Raw genomic sequence first — 25,881 nt, forward strand, 5'->3', positions numbered from 1 at the left:
GTCGTGCCTTCAAGGGGACGAGGTCAATGCCGGTTTGCGGGTTCGGCCCATGGCCCAACCCCACAGCCGCTCCAGTGGCCAGGGAAAAATCATGATGATGTGTTCAACAATCGCCAGCCCCAGCAGCGTGGCCAGCATGACCCAGCCGGTGGTGATGGCCACGGCGCCTTGCCCTGCCAGCCAGACCAGCCAGAACCAGGTGCCCATGGCCATGCCCATCGACAGCACAAACCATAGCGACACGCCTTGCGTGGTGCGGAAATAGCTGGCCAGGTACTTGAGGTGCGCTGGCAGGTACTGCGCGCCGTTTTGTGGCACGCCAAAAAACAAATTCAGTTTGGCCGACAGGCGCATGCACCACAGCAGCGCATAGGTGCAAATGGCCACGTGGTTGTGTTGACCTTCCTGCATCCACCACAGTACGGAAAAGTTAACCAGCAAAGCCAGCTCGTGGTGAAGCATGACTTGTACCGATTGCACAAAACGGGGCCAGCCGGTGGCCCCGCCGCTCAATGGAGTTTTGCGTGGACCGGTGATCCAGCCCGTCAGAAACGCGAGCTCGTGCCAGCCCCACATCACGATCACACTGCCAAAGGCGAGGTAAGCGTTGAACACGCTGACCTCTTGCATGCTGCGCGCCACGCCCCAGAAACTCAAAGCCAAGAGCACCGTCCAGCCCGCCAGGCTGAAGCGGAAGCTACGCGCAGGCAGCCGGTCGAGCCACAGGATCACGCCCGTGCCGAGCCACCAGCACAGGGCCGTGAACACGCAGGCCCAGACGACTTCATTCACCATGCGGGTTCCATACGTACCTGGGGCGACAGGTCTTGTTGAATTACCGGCATGAAGTACAGGCGGGCAAAGGTGGCCGCCGCTTTGATCGCGCACACGCCTTGCTGCAGCTTGCCCAACACGCCACCACGGGCTTTGGCTTTTTCCATGGCTTGTGACAGGGCAAACAGGCGCTCAAGGCCCCGGCGGAAGTCGGGGTGGTCGGTGTCGAGCGCGAGCGGGAAGACCTGCTGCGTGATGGCGGTGGTGATGCGGAACACCTGATAGTCGTATTCGCTTGAATCAAGGCCCATGGCTTCATGCAGCATGGGCCGGGTGTGGTCCCGCACGTACATGGTGGCGTACACGGCCAACAAGAAAAACCGGATCCACAGCTTGTTGACGCCGCTCAGCAAACTGGGGTTGGCGCGCATGATCAGCGCAAACGATTCACCGTGGCGGAACTCGTCGTTGCACCACAGCTCGAACCAGCGAAAGATGGGGTGAAAGCGTTTTTCAGGGTTCTTTTCGAGCTGGCGGAAGATGGTGATGTAGCGCGCATAGCCGATCTTCTCGGACAGGTAGGTCGCGTAGTAAATGTATTTGGGCTTGAAGAAGGTGACCTTCTTGGTGCGCTTTAGGTTACCCAGATCGATACCCAGATTGAAATCGCGCAACGACAGGTTGATGAAGCTGGCGTGGCGCGATTCGTCACGCGCCAGATACGTCATAAGCTGCTTGATGTCGGGGTTTGTGACGTTCTTGCGGATCTCGTTGTAGAGCACGCAGCCGGAAAATTCCGAGGTCAGCGAGCTGACCAGGAAGTCCATGAATTCCTGGCGCATCTCGGGCGAGAGGGTGGCCATGCCTGCAGCCACTTCGCCTGCGAAGGCTTCGTCGCGCTGGAAGTGGTCGTGGTTGTTGTCGCCCTCGTACTCGTCCATCATTTTGTCCCACTCGGCGCGCACCGGCTCGATGCTGAGGCGGTCCATGGCCGCGAAGTCCGTGGTGTAGAAACGCGGGCTGATCATGTCGCTGTGCACCGCCCTTTTGTTGGCGTCTTCAGCGGTTTCGATGGTGTGGACAGTCGTGGCGTTCATGGGGTTCTCCGGTGCGGGTTCACTCGTCTTCAGCGAGGGATGTTCGGTAGCGTCATGTCTTGTCCTGCCAGTCTGAGGCCTGCAAACACGGCCGCGTTGCTGGGGCCAAATGACTCCAGGTCAATGCGCTGGCGGGTGCTGGGGTCTTGCAGGGTCAGGCGGCCATCGGTGCGGCCAATCAGCACAAAGGGGGCGTCGCCCGCCAGCTTTTCGCGGTGACGTTCTCGCGCCAGCGCTCGCAAGGTGCTGCGCAAAAAGCCTTGCTCACCTGAAAATTGGGCCACTTGCAGGCCGCTGCGGTGGTCGAGCACGGCGATGTCGCCGTTGGTCAGATCGCGAAACTGCAGGTCGCGCTGCCACTGCACGGCGGCGTCGGGCGTGCGCGGGTCCAAGCCCGACCAACGCGCCAGGCCCACGGCCACCAGCATGGCCAGCAGCATCACGCCAATCCAGGCTATAGGCCCATTCAGGCCCTGGGCCTGAGGGGTTTGGCGCGAGGGCTGCCAGTTGGGCTTGGGCAGGGTATTCATGCCAGCATGCCTGGGGCGGGTATGGCTTGGGTTGCCGCAGGGGCATCGCCCAGTTGCAGCGATTGGCCCGCACGTTCGGCTTGCCACAGGTTCAGGAGCACTCCGCCCACGTGCTGGCTGTCTGGTACGCAGCGCATGGTGGGCTGAGGTTGGGTCACATGCCAAGCTCGCTGGTGCGGCCAAAGGTGGGCCCAACCAATGCGGTCTTCGGGGTTCAAGGCCAGGGCGATGTCGCCCGTGCCTGCGCCCTGGGTTTTCAAAGAGGCACCGACGATGCGCTTAAAGGGCAGGTTGAAGGTCAGCGTGAGTACGATTCCGATGCGCATGACCACGCGTTTGTTAGTGAGGGTGTAGAGCGTGCTGCGCGCCGACATCCAGGCGGTAGCCGAGAGCAGGGCCAGGGCCAAGGCATAGAGGCTGGCGGCCACCACCAGGGGTTTCCAGTCGACCGGGCCTTCAGGCGCGGTGAGGTTGATGGCCTGCACCGCGAGCATCAGCGCGAAGTACAGCGCGACCTTGCGCACATGGAAAGCGTGGATGGCCAAGCGTTTCCAGTCGGGTGCGCCCTGCCAGACCACGCGCTCACCCGGAGGCAGGGCGCTGGGCAGGCCCGGCGAGGCTTCCCATTCGTGTTCGTGGGTGGCTTTCATATGAGGGGTTCCTGACGCTCAGGGGTGGCATACAAGGTGCCCGCACCGTAATAGGCGGTGATCTTTTCTTCTTCAAGCAAGGTGACCTGCTCGTTCGATTTGGTCTGCGGCACGTTCACGAATTGGTGGCCCAGAAGGGCCTGCACATGGGTGCCATCCTTCTTGATGCGTGCAAAGGTCATGGGCAGCAACACGCGTTTGTCAGACCCTGCCAATTGCACTTCAGCGTAGCGAAACAGCATTTCCATGCGGTCCACCCAGAGCTCGACCACGGTGCCCGCGACCACTTTGTCAGCGCCCCAGACCGGCAGACCACGCGGGTCCACGTCTTGTTTGGCGACTGAGTGGTCGTTGGCGATGCGCAACGGCACGATTTTGGGGTGACCGTGCGGATCCGCGTCAGGAATGTCGGCGCGCATGGCCCAGGCACCAGGCCCCACGCCCGCCAACAGCGGGTCACCCACGGGCTCGAGCGGTGCGCCGTTCGAGCCGTGGGAGGGTTGGGCGCTGTACTGGCCATCAGGGCGGGCCAAGTCGGGCGATAAGTAGGTGTGTCCGTCTTGCGTTTTGAAGGTCTTGGGGGTGGGCACGGGTGGCCAGCCTTCGATCCTGGGGCCGCTTTCGCGGCCTGAGTCCATGGGGTAACCCTCGCGGTGGTTTTCGCGCAAGAGGTAATAAATCAGCCCCGCGAAGAATACCCAGAAGATGTACAACACGATTTGGGCTACATCGATGTACTGTGTGATCGCGCCTGTTTCCATGGCTGCCTCCTTCAAAAATCGTTGCATCAGTTTGGCAGTTGCTCAAGGCCAAAGGGTTGTGTGGGTTGTGTGCTGGCGCTGCGTGCGGCCAGGCGGCTTGCGCGCAACATGGGCCCTAAGGCCACGAGCACGACAAGCAGCAAATACATTTCGAGGTGGTAAACAAAGCTGTAGGCTGTGATGGGGGTGACCAGCACCTCGCCCAATTGGCCCGACATGGCCAGCACCGAGACACCGTCGCGCACCGCACCGCCCAGCGCCACGGCTGCGCCCGCGCTGGTGGCCTGCACCGCGCCCCAGGTGCCCATGACCAGGCCGCCCAGGTGGCCCAATGGGCTGCCGCCTTGCGCCATGCCCATGCCCGTGACCAGCATGCCCACCGAAAACAGACCGCCGCTGAAACCGATCAGGCCCACGCCGATGCGGAACATCCAGGCCGCTTCGAGCGGCCCGGAAAAAATCACCAGGGCAAACGCAGGCAAACCCAGTAGCAGACCCAGACTGGCCAGGCGGTAAGCGCTCAGGCCGCCCGACAACCAGCGTGCCGACAACAAAAAGGCCGCCAAGGCCCCGCCCGCGCTCAAGGCGGTGAGGGCGCTGGTGGCGCCCACGTCGAGCTTCAAAACGTCGGCCGCATAGGGCTCGAGCACGATGTCTTGCATGTTGAAGGCGAAGGTGCCCAGCGCCAGGGTCCACAAGAAGCGGCGCATCTGCGGCTGGGCGATCAGCTCGCGCCAGCTGCTGGCAAAGCCGCCGGCTTCGCGGCGTCCGCGCTTGGCCCCGCGCGCCTCTTGTTTCCAGAGCGAGGCCAGGATCATCACCGCCACCATGACCGCGCAGCCTTGCAGCAGCTGGATAAGCTTTTGCGGGCTAAAGTCGGTCAGCACCAGACCGAAGACCGCGCTGCTGACGATCATGCCCACCAGCAGCATGCTGTAAAGCAGAGCCACCACGCGGGGGCGTTTGTCGTTGCTGGCCAAATCGTGTGCCAGTGCCATGCCCGCGGTTTGCGTTATCTGGATGCCCGCGCCCACGAGCACAAAGGCCAGGCACGCACCGATTTGACCGACCCACAGGTTGGCGGCCTCGGGCTCAGACAAAAGCAGTAAGGCAAAGGGCATGATGGACAAGCCGCCAAACAGCAGCAAGGTTCCGGTCCACATGTAAGGAATGCGGCGCAGCCCCAGCGCCGAGGGGTACGTGTCGCTGCGGTAACCAATCAGCGTGCGCAGCGGGGCAAACACCATGGGGATGGCGACAGCCAGTGCCACCCACCAGGCTGGCACTTGGAGCTCGACGATCATGACCCGGTTGAGCGTGCCCACCAGGAGCGCTGTGACCATGCCGATCACCACCTGGAACAGAGACAGGCGCAGCAGGCGCGCCATCGGCAGTTCGGGCGAGGCTGCATCGGCAAACGGCATGAAACGCGTGCCTGCAGCCGTCAACCAACGTGGGACCGGGATGCGCAGCTTCATGAGCGGGTCCACTCCCAAGCTTGAGATGTGTAGAAACCGCTGGCCACGCGCCGCATGCGTGCGCCTTGCCAGCCCTGCAAATCGGTATGGCCTTGCAAGCGCTGCAGCAAGTCGGCGTGGGCCACGGGTGACAAAGACGGTGAGCGATCGCTGCGCGGAAACAAACGGCCCGCGCTGTGCATCAGCGCCAAGAGTGGTGTGCGCGGCGCAAAAGTAAAGGCCATGGAGCCTCGTGTACGCTGCGCCAGGCCCGCCAGGGCGTCCGCGATCTGTTCGCTGTCGTAGTGGATAAGCGAGTCCATGCACACCACATGGTCAAAGTGGCCCAGGTCGGGGCTGAGCATGTCGCCCGCCAAAAACTGCACCGAGCCGGGCAGCCTGGGGTGCTCAGCGGCCATGCGTTCGGCGGCCAGCTTGACCAAGGTGGGCGATAGGTCGATGGCCACGACATCGGCCCCGCGCAGGGCCACTTGCAAGGCCAGCGCACCCGTGCCGCAACCGGCATCCAGCACGCGCAGGCCGCGCAGGTCTTGTGGCAACCACGACAGCAGAGTCTCACGCATGGTGTCGCGTCCGGCGCGCACGGTGGCGCGGATGCGGCCCACCGGCTCGTTGGAGGTCAGGCGCGCCCAGGCATCGGCCGCGGTGCGGTCAAAATAGTGCTCGATTTGACTGCGGCGTTGTTCGTAGGCGGTTGTGTTCATGACGTTCTTTCGGTCCGAGTTTTGGCGTTCACATCAGTCGAAACCCAGCAGGTCAAAAATGTCGCGGTCTTTCATAGGGATGGACGGCAGGGGGTCGGCCCCCAGCCACAGGGCTGCGGCCAGGCGCATGTACTCGTCTTGCACAGCCTTGACGGCGGGTGTGGGTTCCAGCTCGAACAGAGTGCACTTTTGCAAGCGGCTCTTTCGGATCTCGTCGAGCATCGGAAAGTGCGCCATGGTTTTGAGGCCTGTGACCGCGTTGTACTTGTCGATCTGGTCGGTCGCGTCGCTGCGGTTGGCGATCACGCCGCCCAAGCGGACGTTGTAGTTTTTGGCCTTGGCCCCAATGGCTTGCACGATGCGGTTCATCGCGAAGATGGAGTCAAAATCGTTGGCGGTGACGATGAGTGCGCGATCCGCGTGTTGGAGTGGCGCAGCAAAACCTCCGCAAACTACGTCGCCCAACACGTCAAAAATCACCACGTCGGTGTCTTCGAGCAGGTGGTGCTCTTTGAGCAGCTTCACGGTCTGGCCGACCACGTAGCCGCCGCAGCCAGTGCCAGCGGGCGGGCCACCGGCTTCCACGCACATCACGCCGTTGTAGCCTTTGAAGACAAAGTCATCGAGGCGCAGCTCTTCGGCATGGAAGTCCACCGTCTCGAGCGCGTCGATCACGGTGGGCATGAGTTTTTTGGTCAGGGTAAAGGTGGAATCGTGCTTGGGGTCGCAGCCGATTTGCAGCACGCGCTTTCCCAGCTTGCTGAAGGCCACCGACAGGTTCGATGACGTGGTGCTTTTCCCAATGCCGCCCTTACCGTAGACGGCAAACACTTTGGCGGTGCCAATCTTGACGGTGGGGTCCATCTGGAACTGCACACTGCCTTCGCCATCGGCCCCCCGTTGCCTCTGGATGCGGTTGACCGGGATGCTGGTGGTTTCGATCATGCGGGCAGTCCTTCTTGTATGCCTTCGAGGCGGTCTTCAAGTTCTTCACCGGCACGCAGCAGCGCTGTCATGGTTTCGGCGTCGGGTTGCCAGTACTGGCGGCGCGTGGCCTCCAGCAGGCGGTTGGCCACTTTGGCCGATGCCGAGGGGTTGAGCTGGGCCATACGCTCACGCATGGCAGGATCCAGCACAAAGGTCTGGGCCAGCTGCTGGTAGACCCAGGGCTGCACCTGCCCCGTGGTGGCCGACCAGCCCATGGTGTTGGTCAGGTGCGCCTCAATCTGGCGCACGCCTTCGTAGCCATGTTGCAACATGCTTTCGTGCCACTTGGGGTTCAGCATGCGGCTGCGGGTCTCCAGCGCCACTTGTTCGGTCAGGCTGCGCACCACGCCGTCGCCTTGGGTCTGGTCGCCAATGAAGACGGGCGGGGCTTCGGCGGCGCTGCCGTCGCGCTGGTGCTTGACCTGGAGCACGGCGCGGCTGATGCCGCCCAGGGTGTCAAAGTAGGTGTCGATGCTGGTCACGCCCAACTCGACCGAGTCCAGGTTTTGGTAGGTGAGAGAGACGCTGGCCAGTACGCTTTGCAGCACCATGTTGTTGCGCACCGGGCGGCCTTCGCGGCCGTAAGCAAAGCCCTTGCGCTGGGTGAAGGCGTCGCCCAGTTCGTTCTCATTTTCCCAGCAGCTGCTGTCCACCAGGTGGTTCACATTCGCGCCATACGCGCCCTCGGTGTTGCCAAACACGCGCAGAGCGGCGCATTCCATGGTGCTGCCTTCGTGCTCGGCCAAATAGGTCAAAACATGCTGGCGCACAAAGTTTTGTTCGGGCGGTTCGTCGGCATTGGCCGCTAAAAACGCGGCTTCGGCCAGCAAACGGATTTGCATGGGCAGCAGGTCGCGGAAGATGCCCGACAAGGTGATGACCACGTCGATGCGAGGGCGGCCCAGTTCGGCCAAGGGAATGAGCTGCGCGCCAGCCAGGCGACCGTAGCTGTCAAAGCGGGGTGCTGCGCCCATCAAGGCCAGGGCTTGCGCCATCGGGCCGCCTTCGGTCTTGAGGTTGTCGGTACCCCACAGCACCATGGCCACGGTTTCGGGCAGGGCGTTGTGGTCTTGCTGGTAACGGGCTAAGAGCTTGTCGGCCTGACGCATGCCATCGCGCACGGCAAAGGCAGACGGCATGCGGAAGGGGTCGAGGCCGTGCAGGTTGCGCCCGGTGGGCAGCACGTTAGCGTTGCGGATCAGGTCGCCGCCGGGGGCCGGTTGCAGGTAGCGGCCGTCGAGGGCGCGGATCAGGCCTTGCATTTCGTGGTCTTCGCCCAGCAGTTGGTTGCTGCGCACCAGCTGGCGCAGGCTTTCGGTCTGGTCCTGCGCCTGGGCTTTGTTGCTGGCGTTCAGCTCGATGCTGAACTTCGCATTCAATTGCGCTTCGCTGGCCCCGTCGACCAAGGCTTCCATCAGGGAAGCGTTATTGGCAGCGCTCAAGCCCATGGCGTCGGCCATGACCTTTAGTGTGCCCAGGCGCTGCTCGCGGGTGGGGGCTTGGCCCATGACATGCAAGCCTTCGGGGATGAGGGCGTATTCGAGTTCGAGCAACTGGTTTTGCAGCTGCTCAATCCAAACGGTGTGGTCGCCTGCCAACGAGGCAGGTACGGCAAGGTCAATGCTCTGCGCTTGCTCGTGGATCAGCGCGGACAGGCTCTCGCGGTCCTGGGCTTGGTCCGGGCTCATTTGCTGCCAGCGCTCGATCGATTGCTGCAGGCTGACCAGTTCCTTGTAAAGGCCTGAGTGCGTGAGCGAGGGCGTGAGGTAGCTCACCAGCGTGGCCGCGCCCCGGCGCTTGGCCAATGCTCCTTCAGACGGGTTGTTGGCGGCATAAAGGTAGACATTGGGCAGCGCGCCAATCAGGCGGTCGGGCCAGCACTGGCCCGACAGGCCGGTTTGCTTGCCGGGCATGAATTCGAGCGCGCCGTGCGTGCCGAAGTGCAGCACCGCATCGGCGGCGTAGTCTTCGCGCAGGTAGCGGTAAAAAGCACTGAAGGCATGGGTGGGGGCGCAGCCGGTTTCAAACAGCAGGCGCATCGGGTCGCCCTCGTAGCCGAAGCCCGGTTGCACGGTGACCACCACTTGGCCAAAGTCTGCGCCCAGCACAAAGATCGATTGGCCATTAGTCAGGTGCTTGCCGGGGGCGGGGCCCCACTGTGCTTCGATCTCGTTGAGCCAACGCTCGTGTTGAACATGGCGGCCCGTGTCGATGGCATGCAGCACATTGGCCTGCGTACCGTACTGGCTGGCGTTGCCCTGCAGCAGGCGGTTACGCAGGTCGTCCACGCTGTCTGGCAGCGTGACCTGGTAGCCCTCGAGCGACAGGCGCTGCAAGGTGTTGAAGAGCGACTGAAACACCGACAAATAGGCGGCCGTGCCCACGCTGCCCGCGTTGGGCGGAAAGTTGAACAGCACGATAGCCAGCTTGCGCTCGGCGCGGGGCTTGTACCGCAGGCGCACCAGGCGCTCCACGCGAGCGGTGAGCATTTCAGTGCGCTCGCTGCAGGTGAACATGTCCTGACTGCGCGGGCCGCTGGGGAAGGAGCAATGCTTATCGCAGCCATGGCAAGTTTGGCCAGCGGGTCCGGGACGGCCGCCGTAGACCATGGGCAAGATCGAGCCGTCGAGTTCGGGAATGGCCACCATGATGGTGTTCTCGACCGGCAGCAGGCCGCGTGTGGAGTCGCCCCATTGCTCAATCGACTGGAACTCTAGCGGGTGCGCGGCGATGTAGGGCACATCGAGTTCGCTCAGGGCCACTTCGGCGGCGCTGGCGTCGTTGTAAGCCGGGCCGCCAACCAGCGAGAAGCCAGTAAGCGAGACCAGCGACTGGATAGGGCAGCCCACGCCGGGCTTGAAAAAGCGGTCCATGGCCGGGCGTGCGTCGAGACCGCTGGCAAAGGCTGGAATCACGCGCAGACCGCGCGCTTGCAGCGATTCGATGACCGCGTCGTAATGTGCGGTGTTGCCCGCCAACAAATACGAGCGCAGCAGCAGCAAGCCCACGGCGGGCTGGTCTTTGCGGCCGTGGCCGGGCAGGTCGCTCAGCTGTTCGCTAATGCGGCCTTTCATGCTGGGGTGGTACAGGCCCACCTCGGGGTATTCGATCGGGTCTTCGGGCTGGGCCAGGGCGCGCAACGGCTCGCGTGGGCCTTGGGCGTAGCGGTGCACCAGGGTTTTGACCAAATGCTCGATGTTGTGCTCCGAGCCCGCCAGCCAGTAGCGCATGGTCAAAAAGAACAGGCGCAGGTCTTGCGCCGTGCCGGGGATGAAGCGCAGCAGTTTGGGCAGGCGGCGCAGCATCGCCATTTGCTTGGCACCTGCGCTCGACGGTGCGCCCGTCTCAGAGCCGGTTTCTTTGTTCTTGGCGCTGGGGCGCAGCTTTTTCAGCAAGGCCATCAGCCCACCCGATTCGCGCCCCATGACCAGTTTGCCCATGCGGGTGAGCTGGGTGACTTGCGGGGCCGACATGATGCAGACCATCGCGTCGCATTGTTCGCGGCGCGCCTGCAGCGCGTCGAGTACTGGCAGGAAATGGTCTTCCATGAAGAGCATGGTGACGATGACCAGGTCTGCTTGCGCCACGGCGGCCAGAGCAGCGGCCAGAGCAGTTTCGCTATCGCGCCAGGCCGAGGCGCTGTGGGTTTGCAGGTGCAGGCCGGGCAGGTCGCGGGCCAGGCGCTCGGCGGCATTGCTGGCAGCGCTTGCCAAGTGGCTGTCCATGGTCAGCAGCACCACGCTCATGCGCGGTGCGCTTGCGGGGTCCTGTTTACCGGCTAAAGTGGGCTTTGGCATCGTAGAGCGTCTCCACGGTGATGGTGGCCACGCCCAGGTCTTGGGCAAATCGTTCAGTGTTGCGGCGCGCTTTGCCCCGCACAAAGAACGGAATCTTGCCCAGCTCCTTCTCGGCTTCGGGGCTCCAGGTGGCCTGGTTCGAAGCGGCTTGCGCGGGGGCGGCGACCTTTTGAAGACTGTCGGTGGTCAGTGTTTCGGTGTGAGCAGGTGCCGTTGCCGAAACAACTGCTGCAACGGGTGAAGCAACAGGTGCGACCACTGTAGGTGCCACTTTCTCGCCAGCAGGCCGCGTGCTGCCCAGGTGCGAAGGCGCAGCCCCGGCATGGAACTCGAAGTCTTCGCGGAACATGCCGATCAAGTGTTCTTCGAGACCCATCATCAGCGGGTGGACCCAGGTGTCGAACAATACGTTGGCCCCTTCAAAACCCATTTGCGGCGCATAGCGGGCTGGGAAGTCCTGCACATGCACCGGGGCCGAAATGACCGCGCACGGGATGCCGTGGCGCTTGGCAATGTGGCGTTCCATTTGCGTACCCAAAATCAGCTCGGGCTGCAGCGCGTTGATCTGGGTTTCGACTTCCAGGTAGTCGTCGGTGATCAGGGCTTCGACGCCGTACAGCTTGGCGCAATCGCGCACTTCGCGGGAAAACTCGCGGCTGTAGGTGCCCAGGCCCACCACATCAAAACCCATCTCCTGGCTGGCGATGCGGGCGGCGGCCACCACGTGCGTGGCGTCGCCAAAAATATAGACGCGCTTGCCGGTCAGATAGGTAGAGTCAACCGACTTGGCGTACCAGTCGGCGTGGGCGTTGAGCGGGTCTTGCGCGGGCTGGGGCAGGCCCGTCAGGGCGCAGACTTCGGCGATGAAGTCGCGTGTAGCGTTGCTACCCAGGGGGACGGTTTTGGTGTAAGGCTGGTCAAACTGACGCTGCAACCACTGCGCAGCGGTCAGGCCAATCTCGGGGTAGAGCACCACGTTGAAGTCGGCCTCGGCCAGTTTGTTCATGTCGGCCACGCTGGCGCCGAGAGGCGCGACCACGGCGACATCCACACCAAGCTGGTTCAGCAGTTGGGTGATTTCTTTCACGTCGTCGCGGTGGCGAAAACCCAGGGCGCTGGGGCCGAGGATGTTGCAAGTGGGCCTGGCCTTGGCAGGTTTTTCACTGGCAGGCTTGTGCACCAGGTGGCGGCACAGTTGGTAAAAGGTTTCGCTCGCGCCCCAGTTTTCTTTTCGCTGGTACGAAGGCAGCTCCAAAGCCACCACAGGAATCGGCAGCTGCAGGGCCTGGGCCAAGCCGCCCGGGTCGTCCTGGATCAGCTCGGCCGTACACGACGAGCCCACCAACATGGCTGCAGGGTTGAAGCGCGCCATGGCCTGACGGGCGGCGTCCTTGAAAAGCTCGGCCGTGTCGCCACCCAAATCACGCGCCTGGAAGGTGGTGTAGGTGACGGGCGGTCGGCGCGGCATGCGCTCGATCATGGTAAACAGCAGGTCGGCATAGGTGTCGCCTTGCGGGGCATGCAACACGTAGTGCACATCCGTCATGGCGGTGGCAACCCGCATCGCGCCCACATGGGGCGGTCCTTCGTAAGTCCAAAGCGTCAGTTGCATGGTGTGTTCCTGCGCGGATCAGGCCGCAAGCTTCAGGCGGCGCTTGAGCGGGCGGCTGAACAGGCCTGCGAGGTCCGCCGCCTGTTCGTAGCCCTGGATGGGGGTGAAGACCAATTCGATGGCCCACTTGGTGGTGAGACCTTGGGCCTCCAAGGGGTTGGCCAAGCCAAGGCCGCAGACCACGAGGTCGGGTGCGTCGGCGCTGCAGCGGTCGAGCTGCAGGTCCACATCTTGACCTTCACTGATGCGGGTGCCTGAGGGCAAGAGCGCGAGTTCTGCAGCCATGTGCTGGCGGTGCAAATAGGGCGTGCCCACTTCCACCAAGTCCATGCCCAGTTCGCGGTGCACAAAGCGCGCCAGCGGGATTTCAAGCTGCGAGTCGGGGAAGAAGAAGATGCGCTTGTTTTGCAACATCTGGCGCTGCACCGCCAGGGCTTTCTCAGCGCGCTGGCGTGGTGCGGCAGTGGCTTGTTCAAACACTTCAGGGGCCACGCCAAAGGCCGTGGCGGCCTCTTGCAACCAGGCGGTTGTGCCGCCCACACCCAGCGGAAAGGGTGCAGGCAAATGCAGTGCGCCGCGCGATTGCAGGGCTCGGGCGGTGTCGGCCAAGAAAGGTTGGGCCAACAAAAAACGGGTGTTCGGTCCGACCACCGGCATGGCCTGGCTGTTGCGCGGCGGGAAGAAGCTGACCTGCAAACCCATGCGCTCAAAGAGGCTTCGCATCTGGTCTTCGACCACATCGGCCAGGGTGCCGACGACCATCAACGCGGGAGCGGCTTCGGGTGCGCTGGCGGGGAGCGTGGGGACCAGTGCTGCCAGGCATGCGTCTTCGCCTTGCGTGAAGGTGGTTTCAATGCCACTGCCCGAGTAGTTGAGCACGCGCACGGCGGGGTGGTGAATCTTGTTTTGGCGCTCGGCGGCGCGCGATAAATCGAGCTTGATGACCTCAGACGGGCAAGAGCCAACCAAAAACAGCAAGCGGATATCGGGGCGGCGCGCCAGCAACTGGCCGACCGCGCGGTCGAGCTCTTCGTGCACATCGGCCAAGCCTGCCAGGTCGCGTTCGTCGATGATGGCGGTGCCAAAACGGGGCTCGGCAAAGATCATCACGCCCGCGGCCGACTGGATCAGGTGGGCGCAGGTGCGTGAGCCAACCACCAGAAAGAAGGCGTCCTGGATCTTGCGGTGCAACCAGATGATGCCGGTGAGACCGCAAAACACCTCGCGTTGTCCGCGCTCGATCAAGGGCACAACATCGGCACAACCAGAGTTTTCTGTGCGAATCGGGATGAAGGTGCTCATGTGCTGGCTTGTGCACCCGTGTCGTGCAAAGATGTGGTGGAGGGTTGTTTTTGCAGCCGCGCCATGCGCAGTTTGCGGATGTATTGCGCGGCGTTGATGGCGTAGCTGCCATACGCAGCCAGGGCCAGCAGCAGCAAGTCGTTGGTGCTCCATGTGCCTTGCCACCAAGCCCAGACATATGCGGTGTGCAGGACCATCACAAACATGCTGACCACGTCTTCCCAATAGAAGGCCGGAGCAAACAGGTAGCGGCCAAAGACCACTTTTTCCCAGATGGCACCGGTGATCATGATGGCGTAGAGCACCACAGTTTTGAGCACCACCGAGGTCAAGGCCCAGTCGGTGTGTTCGCCAGTCTGCAAGCTGCGCACCACCAGATAAAGGCTGATGCCGAAAATCAAAAACTGAACTGGGGCCAGCACGCCTTGCACCTGCGTCCAGGCGGTCGCGTCACGCCTGGCGCGTTGCGCTGGCGTGTACAACACCTGAAGGGACGAAGCGGACATGGTGGACCTGTTGCGGTGGGCGGGCTTGGGATGAATGTAAGCCTGCTCACACGATGTGTCAATGTCAATTGACAGTTACGCGAGTTCATGGGGTTTACACTAACTACAAAGATTTGCAAGCCAATCACACTCAGGGCTGTGTTTTGCTGTGGTTCTCATACCCCGCTCAATGCATTTCTTGCGACGAGCACTCCGACACCCTGGAGCCTGCCGCTGGTGTATCCCTCTGATGATCGGTGCTTGTCATGGCGCAATTCAACCTTGAAAACTCCCATCCTCCGCAGCAGGCTTCGGGGGCGAATCTGCTGTTGCCTGAAGCCCTGCGCCAAGGCAGCCCAGTTGGTCCCCGGCTGGTGGGGGGCACCACGTTCGTCGGCAAGTCGGCCATCGATTTGGCGCAGATCCAGATCTTGGCGCAGGCTTGCTTGCAGGGGCTGGATGCGGCACGGCAAGTGGTGTTTGGCTGGCAGCGCCAAGGACAGTCGCTCGAAAACATCTACCTGCAAGGCATCACCCCTTGCGCTCGAATGCTGGGCGACTGGTGGTGCGCTGATCGGCTGGATTTCGCCATGACCACCATTGCATCGGCGCGCTTACAGCAGCTTTTGCACGATTTCAGCAGCGAGTTTTTGCAGGAAGTGCCCCAGCAGCCCAATGGCTGGAGCCTGCTTTTGCTCACCGAGCCGGGGGCCCAGCACAGCATGGGTCAGTTCATGCTCAGTGAATTTTTTAAGCGTGCGGGTTGGACGGTGGCCTTGGGCGTGCCGCAAGACGTCGCCGAATTCAAACGCTTGTTCCAGTCAGACTGGTTTGACGCAGTGGGGGTCTCGGTGAGCACGGACCGGCATCTGAACACCTTGAGCAGCTTGCTGCCGCAGTTGCGCGAAGGCTCGGACAACCAAGTGCTGCGCGTGTTTGTGGGCGGCCCTATGGCCTTTGTCGCTCCCGATCGCCTGCAGTGTCTGGCTGCCGAGGTGCTTGCCCAAGACGCGCCCGCCACGGTGGCTTACATGGCGCGTTGCATGGCGTCCTCGATTTGCCAGGCTTCTTGACCTGCCCGGTTTGTATGCGTCAACTCACAATCAAAGCCCAAGGACAAGAGGGTGTATGACAACTAAGGCCTATACTCAAACAATAAATCAAGTGTCAGCTTCATGACACTCAAACGCAGTTGGTTTTCAGCATGAAGCTTCCGTCTCTGGACCCGTCCACCTTTTCCCGGTTGCTGGGGGTGGTGTCGGACGTCACCTTGGTCATGGACCTGCAAGGGGTGATCGAGGATGTCTCGACCGGGCGCGACACCATGGCCGCCTTGGGTTGCCAGGCTTGGGTCGGACGCAGATGGATCGACACCGTCACCACGGAAAGCCGCATCAAAATCCAGGAAATGTTGCAGTCCAAAGGCACACCTGACCTCATGCTTTGGCGGCATGTGAACCATGTGTCCCCCTTGGGCAACGAGGTGGCTTTGCAATACGTGTTATTGCCTTTGGACGGCGGCAAATTTCTGGCCTTGGGCCGTGATTTGGAAAGTCTGGCTGAGTTGCAGCGACGCCTGGTCGAAACCCAGCAGTCGATGGAGAGGGACTATTTGCGGCTGCGCCACATCGAGGCGCGTTACCGCGTGCTGTTTGACACCTCGTCCGAGGCGGTGTTGATGGTCGATGCCAGCAGCCAGCGTGTATTAGAGGCCAATGTGGGCGCGCAGTCCTTGTTGAAGGAAACAGGCAAACGCTTGGTAGGCCGCGATATACGCGAATGCTTTGAAGGCGACAGCCAAGGCGAAGTGCAGTCCTTGCTGCGCACGGCGCTGGCCACTGGCCGCATCGAAATCTGTTCGGCCCGCGTGGCGGGCTTGCCTTCGGCTTGGACCGTGTCGGCCACCGTGTTCCGCCAAGAGGGTGGGGCGCAGTTTTTGGTGCGCCTAGTCACGCGAGACGCCGTGACGCAAAGCCCGGACGCAGGTGCCTCTGAGACGTTGAGCGAGGCCATGGAACGGTTCCCCGGTGGCTGGTTGCTGACCGACACCTCGGGCGTGATCAAAAGCGTCAACGAGGAAAGCATGGCCTTGCTCGGTCTGACGGCGTCTTCGCAGGTGGTGGGCCAAAATCTGGAGCGCTGGCTTTTGCGCGGCTCGGTGGACTGGGGCGTGTTCAACACCAGCTTGCGCCAGCAGTTGCCGGTGCGCAATTTTGCCACCGGGGTGCGTACCCTGTCGGGCATGACCTTGCCGGTCGAGGTGTCGGCCGTGTACCTGGCTCGGCCCGAGCCGACGTACGCCTTTTTTGTGCGCGACATGGATCGCAGGCTGCAAGGGGGTGTCTTGACAGCGCCAAGCCGAGCCACCCCGTTTGCCGACTTGACCCAGCTGGTGGGGCGTCGCCCGATCAAGGACATCGTGGGCGAGACGGTGGACACCATCGAGCGCATGTGCATTGAAGCGGCCTTGGAGCTGACCCACAACAACCGTGCCTCGGCGGCTGAAATGCTGGGTTTGTCGCGCCAAAGTCTGTACGTGAAGCTGCGCCGGTTTGGCATGGTGGCCGAGGCCGAAGCTGATGCCTCCTGAAGACTGTCAGTTATCGATGACATTAAGTGTCAACCATCGTTGACATTTTAAAAACTCTCTTCACAATCGGGGTATGGACACCCCGCCACTGGCCCACACGCCGCCCCTTCAGGCTTTGACGTCGCCGCTGGGTCGGCCCGCCTTGCGCACGGTGGCCGAACTCCTCAAACCCATCACCTGGTTCCCGCCCATGTGGGCTTTTGCCTGTGGTGTCGTGGCCTCGGGCCAGGACATCGGCGCGAACTGGGCCTTGCTGCTGTTGGGCCTGGTGCTGACTGGCCCCTTGGTGTGCGCCAGCAGTCAGGCAGTGAACGACTGGTTTGACCGGCATGTGGACGCCATCAACGAACCGCGCCGCCCGATCCCTTCGGGCCGCATGCCCGGGCGCTGGGGTCTGGGCATCGCCATCGCCTGGACCACGCTGTCGCTGGTCTGGGCCACTCTCATGGGACCTTGGGGTTTCACAGCCTGCGGCCTGGCTATTGCCTTGTCATGGGCCTACAGCGCACCGCCCGTGCGCCTCAAAAACAATGGTTGGTGGGGCAATGCCGCTTGCGCCCTGAGTTACGAAGGCCTAGCCTGGCTGACCGGCACGGCGGTGATGCTGGGCGGTGCCTGGCCCGGCCCGCACGCGGTGTCGCTGGCGCTGCTCTACAGCGTCGGGGCGCACGGCATCATGACACTCAACGATTTCAAGGCCATCGAAGGCGACCGGCGCATGGGCGTGGCTTCGCTGCCGGTGCAGCTGGGAGCCTTTGGCGCAGCGCGCACCGCCTGCCTGTTCATGCTGCTGCCGCAGGCGGTGGTGGCGGCTTTGCTGCAGCACTGGCAGTTGCCTTGGCATGCCGCCGCGGTCTTGGCTTTGGCGCTGTTGCAAGGGCCTTTGATGCTCAAGTTTTTGCGCCAGCCGATTGAGCGGGCTTTGCAAGTTTCGGCCTATGGCGTGCCGCTGTTTGTCAGCGGCATGATGGTCAGCGCCTGGGGTTTGCGCCATCTGCATTCGCTCAACCCACAGGGGCTCGCGTGAACACGCCGATTTTTGGCTGGTTGCAGATCATTCGCCTGGGCTTGATCCAGGCCTGCCTGGGCGCGGTGGTTGTGGTGACTACGTCCACGCTCAACCGCATCATGGTGGTCGAGCTGGCGCTGCCGGCTTTGCTGCCTGGTTTGCTGGTGGCTTGGCATTACGCGGTACAAATGGTGCGCCCGCGCATGGGTTTTGGCGCAGACAAAGGCCGGCGCAGCACGCCCTGGATGATGGGCGGCATGTTGGTGCTGGGCTTGGGTGGCGTGATGGCCGCGTGGGCCACGGCGTGGATGGCCTCGCAGCCTTTGTATGGCGCGTTGCTGGCCTGGTTGTCTTTCAGCCTGATCGGACTTGGCGTGAGCGCCTGCGGCACATCTTTGCTGGCGCTGATGGCCAAGCGCGTGCCCGACGAGCGCCGTGCGCCAGCGGCCACCACCGTGTGGCTAATGATGATTGTGGGCTTTGCCGTCACGGCGGGCGTGGTGGGCAAACTGATTGACCCCTACAGCCCGCAGGTGCTGTTACAGGTGTCTGCGGGACTGAGCCTGATCACCGCGTGTATCACGGCGCTGTGTTTGTGGGGTCTAGAAAAAGACGGAGACCCTTCGCAGACACAGCCAGATGCACAGGCACCTAGCGTGAGCACCGAACGCCTGCAAAAACAGAAGTTCAAAGAGGCTTTTCAGGAAGTCTGGGCCGAACCGGCGGCGCGCACTTTCACCGTGTTTGTGTTCATGTCCATGCTGGCTTACAGCGCTCAAGACTTGATTCTGGAGCCATTTGCGGGCGCTGTGCACGGCTTTACGCCGGGGCAGACCACGCAGCTGTCGGGCTGGCACCATATGGGGGTGTTGATCGGCATGCTGGCGGTCGCGGGTGCCGGTTCGCGCTGGGCGGTCGGACGCCTGGGCTCGGTGCAGGCCTGGATGGTGGGCGGCTGCCTGGTGTCGGCGCTGGCCACGGTTGGCCTGGTCAGCTCGGCGCTGTCGGTCAATTGGCCCCTGAAGGCGAATGTGGTGTGTCTGGGTGTGGCAAACGGCGCTTTTTCGATTGCCGCGATTGCCACGATGATGCGCCTGGCGGGTGAAGGTGGCCCGGGCCGCGAAGGCACCCGCATGGGTTTGTGGGGCGCGGCGCAAGCGGCGGCCTTTGGCTTAGGGGGATTGCTCGGCACTGCGGCCAGCGACCTTGCCCATGCCTTGTTGGGTGAACAACGCACGGCTTATGCGGCCGTATTTGGCATGCAGGCGATCATGTTTGCGGTCTCAGCAGCGGTGGCATCACGCCTGCGCGCCGGGCCTGCGCAGCGCCAAAGCGTGCGTTTGGATGGTCTCGTATGGCTGAAAGGTGGGTCAAGCTCATGAACCAGACCGATTTCGACTTTGTGGTGGTGGGCGGTGGGCCTTCGGGCGCGACCGCTGCACACGATTTGGTACGCCAAGGCTGGCGCGTCTTGTTGCTCGACCGCCAAGGCCGCACCAAGCCTTGCGGCGGGGCGATCCCACCGCGCCTGATCCAGGACTTCGACATCCCTGACCACCTGCTGGTGGCTAAAGTGCGTTGTGCACGCATGATCTCGCCTGCTGCCAACAAAGTGGACATCCCCATCGACAACGGCTTTGTCGGCATGGTCGACCGCGACGAGTTCGACGAGTATTTACGCGAGCGCGCCGCCCAATCGGGTGCCGTGCGCTGCCAGGCCATTTTTGACAAGATCGAGCACGACGAGAGCGGTCAGCTGTGGGTGCACTACACCCCGGTCACACCCAAAGAACACGCGGCCAGCGAACATGCGCGGCCCATCAAAGTCAGCACCCGCATCGTGGTGGGGGCCGACGGCGCGCGCTCCGAAGTGGCGCGCCAGGCCATTCCCAATGCGCACAAAACCAAATATGTGTTCGCCTACCACGAGATCATCGAGGCCCCTGTGGGCCAGCCCGGCTACGACGCAGCGCGCTGCGACGTGTACTACCAGGGCGAGGTCTCGCCCGACTTTTACGGCTGGGTCTTCCCGCACGGCAAGACCATGAGCGTGGGCATGGGCAGTGCCGACAAGGGTTTTTCGCTGCGCAGCGCCACGGCACGCCTGCGCGCCATCGCGGGCCTGGCTGATGCACCCACCTTGCGCCGTGAAGGTGCGCCCATTCCGCTCAAACCGCTACCGCAGTGGGACAACGGCCGCGATGTGATCGTGGCTGGCGATGCGGCGGGCGTGGTGGCCCCGTCGTCGGGCGAAGGCATTTATTACGCGATGGACTGTGCCCGGCGCGTGGCACAGGCGGCGCACGAAGCGCTTAAAACCGGCAACAGCGCCTGCCTGAAAAACGGCCGCAAAAGCTTCATGAAGCAGCACGGCCGCGTGTTCTGGATTCTGGGCGTGATGCAGTACTTCTGGTACAAAAATGACCGTCGCCGTGAGAAGTTTGTCAAGATTTGCGAAGACCGCGATGTGCAGCGCCTGACGTTTGAGTCTTACATGAACAAAGAACTGGCGCGCAAGGATCCGATGGCCCATGTGCGCATCTTCTGCAAGGACATGGCGCACCTGCTGGGCTTGGCGCGAACGTGAGGAGAGCATTGAGCACGAAGCGCGGGAGCATAGGCCTGTGCCCGCCCGCACAGCCCCAGTGGCTCCGCTGAGGACAATGCGCGCCATGAACCGACAAGCTGTCATCCGATTGGCCTGGGCCTTTGCCCTGAGCTATGCAACCGCGGGCATTGGCGCGGCCCTGACCGATCTGGGTCCCTGGTACTTCGCGCTGAAACACCCGGCTTGGAAACCACCCGACGCCGCCTTTGGCGTGATCTGGACCACGATCTTCACCCTGTGTGCCATCAGCGGCTGGCTGGCGTGGCAGGCTGCCAATACCGCGGCGCTGCGCCGCCGTGTGGCGTTTTTGTTTGGTGCCAACGCGCTGCTCAACATCTTGTGGAGCGCGCTCTACTTCAAGCTGCAGCGTCCTGATTGGGCACTGTTGGAGGTGGTGTTCTTGTGGCTGTCCATCGTGGCGCTGATCGTCGGCTTGTGGCGCTTGTCACGCTGGGCTAGCCTGTTGCTGCTCAGCTACGCGGTTTGGGTCAGTGCGGCAGCGGTGCTCAACTGGCAAACCGTGCAACTGAACGGACCGTTTGCAGGCTTGCCCTGAAGGCATAGCGTCTGAAAAAGACCTCAAAAACCCGATTGACCTAGGGTTTTTCATGCTTGTTGAGCTTCATTGAAGATTCTATAAACGCCTGAGCAGCATCGCACCGGTACGCCATCTTGCTGGCGAATTGACGCCCCGGTTTTTACCTTCACCCAAGGTGACACGCTTGTGTTGCAAGGAACGTGTATGTCTGAGTTCAATGGCTTGGGTGAGCAACCGAAAGTATCGAAGCAGACGCCCAACTTGCCAGAGGATTGCAAGGAATCCCTGAATGCGGTGATTGAGCAGCAAATCATTCCCCGATTGCTCAACGTTCAGCAGTTTTTTTCCGGCAAGGTCCTGCTGGCAGCGCAGGCGCCGGAACACGAGGCACTAGAGGCCCAGCCTGAATTCCAGTCATTCACACAGTTCTGCCTGAACGCAGACGCCTTGAAGGCCAATCAGATCGTGGACGCCTTGACGGCCAGAGGCTTGACGAACGACCGCATTTTTCTAGAGCTGATCACGCCGGCCGCCCGCCACCTGGGGGTTTTGTGGGAGCAGGATTTGTGCGATTTCACCCAAGTCACCTGTGGCTTGGCCATGATGCACCAGATGATTTATCGCCTGGGCTACGAGTCGCCTGCCGGGCAGCGCGAAGAGGGAGAGAGCGAACGGGTCATGCTGGCCTGTGCACCAGGGTCGCAGCATTTTTTGGGCTTGACTATCGTGGCCGATTTTTTTCGCCAGACTGGTTCAGAAGTGGTACTGGAAATCTCGTCCTCCGAGTCCGAGTTGCTGCGGGCTGTGGCCAATGAATGGTTTGACGTGGTGGGTATTTCGGTGGCCATCGAGGCGCAGTTAAGCACCCTGCCCGACTTGATTACCCATTTACGGGCCAGCTCGGGCAACCCCAAAGTGCGGGTGGTTTTGGGCGGGCCGATCTTCCTCATACACGATGTCAGCCCCGCTGAGCTCGGTGCGGATGCCATCTTCACCGATGCCCGCGAGGCGGTGGGCGCGGTCAAACGCTTGGTGCGGGCGAGCTGAGCGCAGCCCCGTTCGGTCCGCTCAGCGGGCAGCGCACCACTTCAAAATCTGTTGTGCCGTGCCTGCCGGATCTTGCTCATGCGCCAGATGGCCCAGCCCGGCCTGCACCTGTTGCCGCGCTTGAGGCAGTCGAGCGCAAGCGGCATCGGCCAGCGCGGGCGGCACGGTCTGGTCTTGCGCGCCGATGTGCATGAACACCGGGTTGCTGATCTCATGCAATCTTGCGGCCAGGGGCTTGAGCCGCCAAGCCGCCATCATGGACAGCACTCCGTGCACATGGCCCGAGTCGCTGAGCACCCGGGTGTAGAGGTTCACCCCTTGCTCGTCGAGCGTGGAGCCGGTGCGAGCAATCCACTCGGCCACGGCCCCCGGTTTGGCCGCCATTTTGGCGGTAACCCAGGCAGAAAGCGGGTTCAGGGCTGCCAGCTTGGCCGCCGGGCCAAACAACCAAGAGGCTACGCCTGGCAGTGGCAGCCAGGCCGGGTTCAGGCCGATCAGGGTGCTGCGCGACGCTCTGTCAAAGTGCAACGCCATGTGCGCGGCAATCGCGGCCCCCGCCGAATGACCCACGATGACTTGCGGCGTGAGCTGCAATTGCAGCATCAGCGCGCGCAGGCCTTCGGCCATGCCGGGCAGCGTCAGCGCGCCCTCTGGTCCCCGGCTGGTGAAGGCGTGTCCGGGTAGGTCGGGCGCGACCACGGTGAAGTGCTGCGCCAAGGAGGGCAACAAACCCCGCCAGCTGAAATTACCCGAGCCCGCGCCGTGCAAGAGCAGCATGCACGGGCCTTGGCCCAGCTGCTGCACATGCCACTGGATGCCGCCCGCCTGCACAAAGCGGCTGTGCTGTGCGTGCGGCCAGGTGTTGCGGTGATCCGCCCAAGACATGCCGGGGTAGAACCTATCAAACATGGTGCTTTCGGCCTATGGCTTTCGCGCGCGCTCGATGGCGTGCGCTATGCGCTGCGACTGCACCTGCGGCATGGGCAGATAGCTCGCGCCCATGGTGGCGGCCAGTTGCTGCGCTTGCGCGTCCGGCTGCATCGAGGTGTCAATCCACAAGGCGCGGTGGCCGCTGGCGCGCCATTGCTGGCCCCAGCGTTGTGCATCCGTTTGCGCCTGGGCGCGGCCGCCCAGGCCTTGCAGCGTGACGTTGGCACGCCCGTCGCTCAGCACCACCAGGATGGGCGTGACGCCTTGGCGTTGCAGCAGCGTGGCTTGTTCGTGTGCCATTTTGAGGGCCAGGGCCAAAGGCGTGCCGCCGCCACCGGGCAGCCCGGTCATGGCGCGTTTGGCACGCACCAGCGATCGTGTGGCGGGCAGCAGCAGTTGCGCTTGCGCACCCCGGAAGGCCACGATGCATACGCTGTCGCGCCGGGCGTACGACTGTTGCAGCAGCAACTCGACCGCTCCTTTGGCCTCAGCCAGGCGCTGCAGCGCGGCCGAGCCCGAGGCGTCAAGCGCCAGTATCAGGCAGCTGGAGGCGCGTTGCTGGTACCGCTGGATGTGGAAGTCTTCAACGCGGATGGCGATGCGTCCGCTGCTGTGCGCCTGCCGCAAGCGCTGCTTGGGCGCGGCGGCGCGCAAGGTAGCCAGCACATGCAGGCGCGCGGCACCGTTGGGGCGGCCCGGGCGTGGTGGCAGTGGGCGGCCCCGTTGTGAGCCTGCGCGGGTCTGGCCGCTGCGGCCTGAGCTTTGGTGCCTGGCTGTGCCTTGGCGCGTCATCAGCGCGTCGAGCATGTGCGGCGGCAAGCTGGCCAGGGCGGCGGCAACCATCATCTCTTGCAGGGCTTCGGCGCTGGGTTCGGCTTGGGCTTCGGGCGGTGGCGCTTTGTCTGGCGCGTTGTCGGTGTTTTGTTCAGATTGAGGCTTGGGCGTTTCGCCGGGTTCCGAAGGGGGCTCTGGCGGCGGCGCGCTGTGGTCTTCGGCAAACGCGGTTTCGGCTTCCTGATCTGTCGGCTCGGCAGGCCATTGCGTGGCGCGCGGTGCGAGCACGCAACGAGCGGCAAAACCCAGGTCGTCGGCGTCCAGTGTGCTGCGCCCGTTCAGCGCTGCATGGCCGCAGGCCACGCGCAGCGCCAGGCTGGGCACGCGCAAGGAGCCGATACCCAGGCCCAGGGCGGCGGCGCACAGCGCCTGCATCTGTTCGTCGCTGGCTTGCACTTTCGACAGGTGAGCGCGAGCACGGGCTAAAGCACCCTGGCTCAGACGCATGTTCAGGCCATCAACGTCGGGCAAATCGTTCAGTGCGTCGTTGGTAGCGTTGGTCGATGCGTCGGTCGCCAAACAGGCATCGGCCCAGCCGTCATGGATGTCGCTGGGCGAGAGTTCATGCAAGTCCAACCACACGCCCAGTCGCTCGCTCAGGGCCGCGCCCATGCCGGGCTCGTCGGGCAAAGATTCGTCGAGCGCCACCACGCCAAAGCGGGTGGTGCTGGGTGCTACGCTGTGGCGGGTGGGAGGCACTTGGCCTTGCTCGAGTGCTTGCACCAAGGGCGCGAGCAAGGCGGGCGACAGGCGCTCGGCCATGGGCAGGCAGACCAAGCTTTGGTCGGCTTGTTGCAGCAAGCCCGCTTGCAGGTGCAGCTGGCCAGTTTGCAGGGTGTGGGCCAGGTCGATGCCCCCCAGCAGCCGCTCGCTGTCTACCGATCCGGGCACCTTCACCAAACTCAGGCCCAGGGTGGCCAACGCTTGCAGCCAGCGATCGCGCACCGGGCCGTGTGGCGCACGCAGGCACACGCCACCAAAACCGTGCGGGTCGATCTGCAGCAACTGCAGCGCGGTGAGCGCGTCGTTCCAGCGCTCCAGCAGGTCAAAAGATGCCTTGGACGGCGTGTTGTCGCGGGTCATGCGCGCTGCCGTGTCAGGCGGCCAGCACTTCTTGCAAGCTGCGCTGCACGCGCGCGCCCGAGTCGGTGTCATCCAGCGGGTTACGGCGCAGGCGGTGACGCAGGGCCAGCGGGGCCATGCTTTGCAAGTGCTCGGCCTTCACCGCTTTGTGACCTTGCAGCGCAGCGTGCGCCCGGGTTGCGCGCAGCAGCGTGAGTTCGGCGCGCAGGCCATCGGTGCCCAGTTGTTGGCACAGGCGGGCGCAGAGCATCAGCATGTCGTCACTCACCGTGACCCGGTCAAGCAGTTCGCGCGCCTTGAGGATGCGTTTTTGCAGCTTCTGGTTGTCCTTGTGCCAAAGCGCCTTGAAGGCGGCGGGGTCTCTATCGAAGGCGTCGCGGCGTTTGATGATGTCCACGCGCAGTTTCAAATCTTGCGGCGTGCGCACCTGCACCGACAGGCCAAAGCGGTCTAGCAGTTGCGGGCGCAGTTCGCCCTCTTCAGGGTTGCCGCTGCCCACCAGCACAAAGCGGGCGGGGTGGCGCACGCTCAGCCCTTCGCGTTCGACCAGGTTCTCGCCCGAGGCGGCCACGTCAATCAAGAGGTCCACCAGGTGGTCGTCCAGAAGGTTCACCTCGTCGATGTACAAAAAGCCCCGGTGCGCCTGGGCCAGCAGGCCGGGCGCGAATTCTTTGACGCCTTGCGACAGGGCTTTCTCCAGGTCGAGCGCGCCGACCACTCGGTCTTCGGTGGCCCCCAAAGGCAGGTCAACCACGGCCACGCTCTGGCGTTCGGTGGTGATTTTGCATTTCGGGTCGCGAGCTTGGCAGACCGGGCAGGCGCCTGCTGGCTTGGCCGGGTCGCAGCGGTAAGGGCAGCCTTTGACCACTTGGATGGGTGGCAACAGGTCGGCCAGAGCGCGCACGGCCGTCGATTTGCCGGTGCCCCGGTCGCCCAACACCAGTACGCCACCGATCGAGGGGTCGACCGCCACCACCTGGATGGCGAGGGTCATTTCATCTTGACCAACGATGGCCGCGAAAGGGAAAGTCAATGCCATGGGGCTTTTCCGCAAAAGTATTCTCG

22 protein-coding genes are annotated in these 25,881 nt (G+C 63.1%); 7 read left to right on the plus strand and 15 right to left on the minus strand.

Annotated elements, in window-relative coordinates; genetic code table 11:
• Positions 1-9: 9 nt before the first annotated feature.
• From puhE to bchF, 12 genes are read right to left on the minus strand one after another with little or no spacing between them, the layout of a single operon-like run.
• Complete coding sequence (gene puhE, locus ACK543_RS13335; RefSeq protein ID WP_409943326.1) at positions 10-795, minus strand: putative photosynthetic complex assembly protein PuhE; 786 nt, start codon at positions 793-795, stop codon at positions 10-12.
• On the minus strand, positions 789-1,871 hold the full coding sequence (acsF, locus tag ACK543_RS13340; protein ID WP_409943327.1) for a magnesium-protoporphyrin IX monomethyl ester (oxidative) cyclase: 1,083 nt from the start codon (positions 1,869-1,871) through the stop codon (positions 789-791). Before acsF ends, puhE begins: the two co-directional genes overlap by 7 nt.
• Before the next feature lie 29 nt (positions 1,872-1,900).
• Positions 1,901-2,401 carry a photosynthetic complex assembly protein PuhC gene (gene puhC / locus ACK543_RS13345; protein ID WP_409943328.1) on the minus strand — a complete coding sequence of 167 codons (501 nt, stop codon included), beginning with the start codon at positions 2,399-2,401 and terminating at the stop codon, positions 1,901-1,903.
• Positions 2,398-3,051: a photosynthetic complex putative assembly protein PuhB gene (puhB, locus tag ACK543_RS13350; protein ID WP_409943329.1), complete on the minus strand. Its 654-nt coding sequence runs from the start codon at positions 3,049-3,051 to the stop codon at positions 2,398-2,400. The genes puhC and puhB overlap by 4 nt, the downstream gene beginning before the upstream one ends.
• Positions 3,048-3,812, minus strand: coding sequence for a photosynthetic reaction center subunit H (puhA, locus tag ACK543_RS13355; RefSeq protein ID WP_409943330.1), 765 nt, complete (start codon positions 3,810-3,812; stop codon positions 3,048-3,050). The genes puhB and puhA overlap by 4 nt, the downstream gene beginning before the upstream one ends.
• Positions 3,813-3,838: 26 nt before the next feature.
• Positions 3,839-5,290, minus strand: coding sequence for a BCD family MFS transporter (locus tag ACK543_RS13360; RefSeq protein WP_409943331.1), 1,452 nt, complete (start codon positions 5,288-5,290; stop codon positions 3,839-3,841).
• A complete protein-coding gene (bchM, locus tag ACK543_RS13365) occupies positions 5,287-5,994 on the minus strand; it encodes a magnesium protoporphyrin IX methyltransferase (RefSeq protein WP_409943332.1) in 708 nt (235 codons plus the stop codon). The genes ACK543_RS13360 and bchM overlap by 4 nt, the downstream gene beginning before the upstream one ends.
• Before the next feature lie 33 nt (positions 5,995-6,027).
• Positions 6,028-6,939 carry a ferredoxin:protochlorophyllide reductase (ATP-dependent) iron-sulfur ATP-binding protein gene (gene bchL / locus ACK543_RS13370; RefSeq protein WP_409943333.1) on the minus strand — a complete coding sequence of 304 codons (912 nt, stop codon included), beginning with the start codon at positions 6,937-6,939 and terminating at the stop codon, positions 6,028-6,030.
• Positions 6,936-10,778: a magnesium chelatase subunit H gene (locus ACK543_RS13375; protein ID WP_409943334.1), complete on the minus strand. Its 3,843-nt coding sequence runs from the start codon at positions 10,776-10,778 to the stop codon at positions 6,936-6,938. The genes bchL and ACK543_RS13375 overlap by 4 nt, the downstream gene beginning before the upstream one ends.
• Positions 10,753-12,390 carry a ferredoxin:protochlorophyllide reductase (ATP-dependent) subunit B gene (gene bchB / locus ACK543_RS13380; protein ID WP_409943335.1) on the minus strand — a complete coding sequence of 546 codons (1,638 nt, stop codon included), beginning with the start codon at positions 12,388-12,390 and terminating at the stop codon, positions 10,753-10,755. Before bchB ends, ACK543_RS13375 begins: the two co-directional genes overlap by 26 nt.
• Before the next feature lie 18 nt (positions 12,391-12,408).
• Positions 12,409-13,692: a ferredoxin:protochlorophyllide reductase (ATP-dependent) subunit N gene (locus tag ACK543_RS13385; protein ID WP_409943336.1), complete on the minus strand. Its 1,284-nt coding sequence runs from the start codon at positions 13,690-13,692 to the stop codon at positions 12,409-12,411.
• Complete coding sequence (bchF, locus tag ACK543_RS13390) at positions 13,689-14,198, minus strand: 2-vinyl bacteriochlorophyllide hydratase (RefSeq protein WP_409943337.1); 510 nt, start codon at positions 14,196-14,198, stop codon at positions 13,689-13,691. Before bchF ends, ACK543_RS13385 begins: the two co-directional genes overlap by 4 nt.
• Positions 14,199-14,443: 245 nt before the next feature.
• On the opposite strand from bchF, the gene ACK543_RS13395 reads away from it, so the two are divergent.
• From ACK543_RS13395 to ACK543_RS13425, 7 genes are all read left to right on the plus strand, one after another.
• Positions 14,444-15,250, plus strand: coding sequence for a B12-binding domain-containing protein (locus ACK543_RS13395; RefSeq protein ID WP_409943338.1), 807 nt, complete (start codon positions 14,444-14,446; stop codon positions 15,248-15,250).
• A gap of 131 nt (positions 15,251-15,381) precedes the next feature.
• The gene (ppsR, locus tag ACK543_RS13400) at positions 15,382-16,767 is read left to right on the plus strand and encodes a transcriptional regulator PpsR (RefSeq protein WP_409943339.1); all 1,386 of its coding nucleotides are present in this window, start codon (positions 15,382-15,384) and stop codon (positions 16,765-16,767) included.
• Between the two features lie 73 nt (positions 16,768-16,840).
• On the plus strand, positions 16,841-17,794 hold the full coding sequence (gene chlG, locus ACK543_RS13405; protein ID WP_409943340.1) for a chlorophyll synthase ChlG: 954 nt from the start codon (positions 16,841-16,843) through the stop codon (positions 17,792-17,794).
• Complete coding sequence (locus tag ACK543_RS13410; protein ID WP_409943341.1) at positions 17,791-19,158, plus strand: BCD family MFS transporter; 1,368 nt, start codon at positions 17,791-17,793, stop codon at positions 19,156-19,158. Before chlG ends, ACK543_RS13410 begins: the two co-directional genes overlap by 4 nt.
• The gene (locus ACK543_RS13415) at positions 19,131-20,363 is read left to right on the plus strand and encodes a geranylgeranyl diphosphate reductase (RefSeq protein ID WP_409943342.1); all 1,233 of its coding nucleotides are present in this window, start codon (positions 19,131-19,133) and stop codon (positions 20,361-20,363) included. The genes ACK543_RS13410 and ACK543_RS13415 overlap by 28 nt, the downstream gene beginning before the upstream one ends.
• 85 nt (positions 20,364-20,448) lie before the next feature.
• Entirely contained in the window at positions 20,449-20,940 is a 492-nt protein-coding gene (locus tag ACK543_RS13420) for a TspO/MBR family protein (RefSeq protein ID WP_409943343.1), read from the plus strand.
• Positions 20,941-21,126: 186 nt separating this feature from the next.
• Positions 21,127-21,969 (plus strand): B12-binding domain-containing protein, encoded by an 843-nt coding sequence (locus ACK543_RS13425; RefSeq protein ID WP_409943344.1) that lies wholly within the window; start codon positions 21,127-21,129, stop codon positions 21,967-21,969.
• A 21-nt stretch (positions 21,970-21,990) separates the two neighbouring features.
• Here ACK543_RS13425 and bchO read toward each other — a convergent pair whose 3' ends face one another.
• Genes bchO through bchI form a run of 3 tightly spaced genes read right to left on the minus strand, consistent with a single transcriptional unit; the run spans position 21,991 to position 25,855 of the window.
• Entirely contained in the window at positions 21,991-22,878 is an 888-nt protein-coding gene (bchO, locus tag ACK543_RS13430) for an alpha/beta fold hydrolase BchO (RefSeq protein WP_409943345.1), read from the minus strand.
• 12 nt (positions 22,879-22,890) lie between these two features.
• Positions 22,891-24,816 carry a magnesium chelatase subunit D gene (locus ACK543_RS13435; protein ID WP_409943346.1) on the minus strand — a complete coding sequence of 642 codons (1,926 nt, stop codon included), beginning with the start codon at positions 24,814-24,816 and terminating at the stop codon, positions 22,891-22,893.
• A gap of 13 nt (positions 24,817-24,829) precedes the next feature.
• The gene (bchI, locus tag ACK543_RS13440; RefSeq protein WP_409943347.1) at positions 24,830-25,855 is read right to left on the minus strand and encodes a magnesium chelatase ATPase subunit I; all 1,026 of its coding nucleotides are present in this window, start codon (positions 25,853-25,855) and stop codon (positions 24,830-24,832) included.
• Positions 25,856-25,881: the final 26 nt, after the last annotated feature.

This window comes from Acidovorax sp., from assembly GCF_046341535.1.
Classification (GTDB): domain Bacteria; phylum Pseudomonadota; class Gammaproteobacteria; order Burkholderiales; family Burkholderiaceae_C; genus Acidovorax.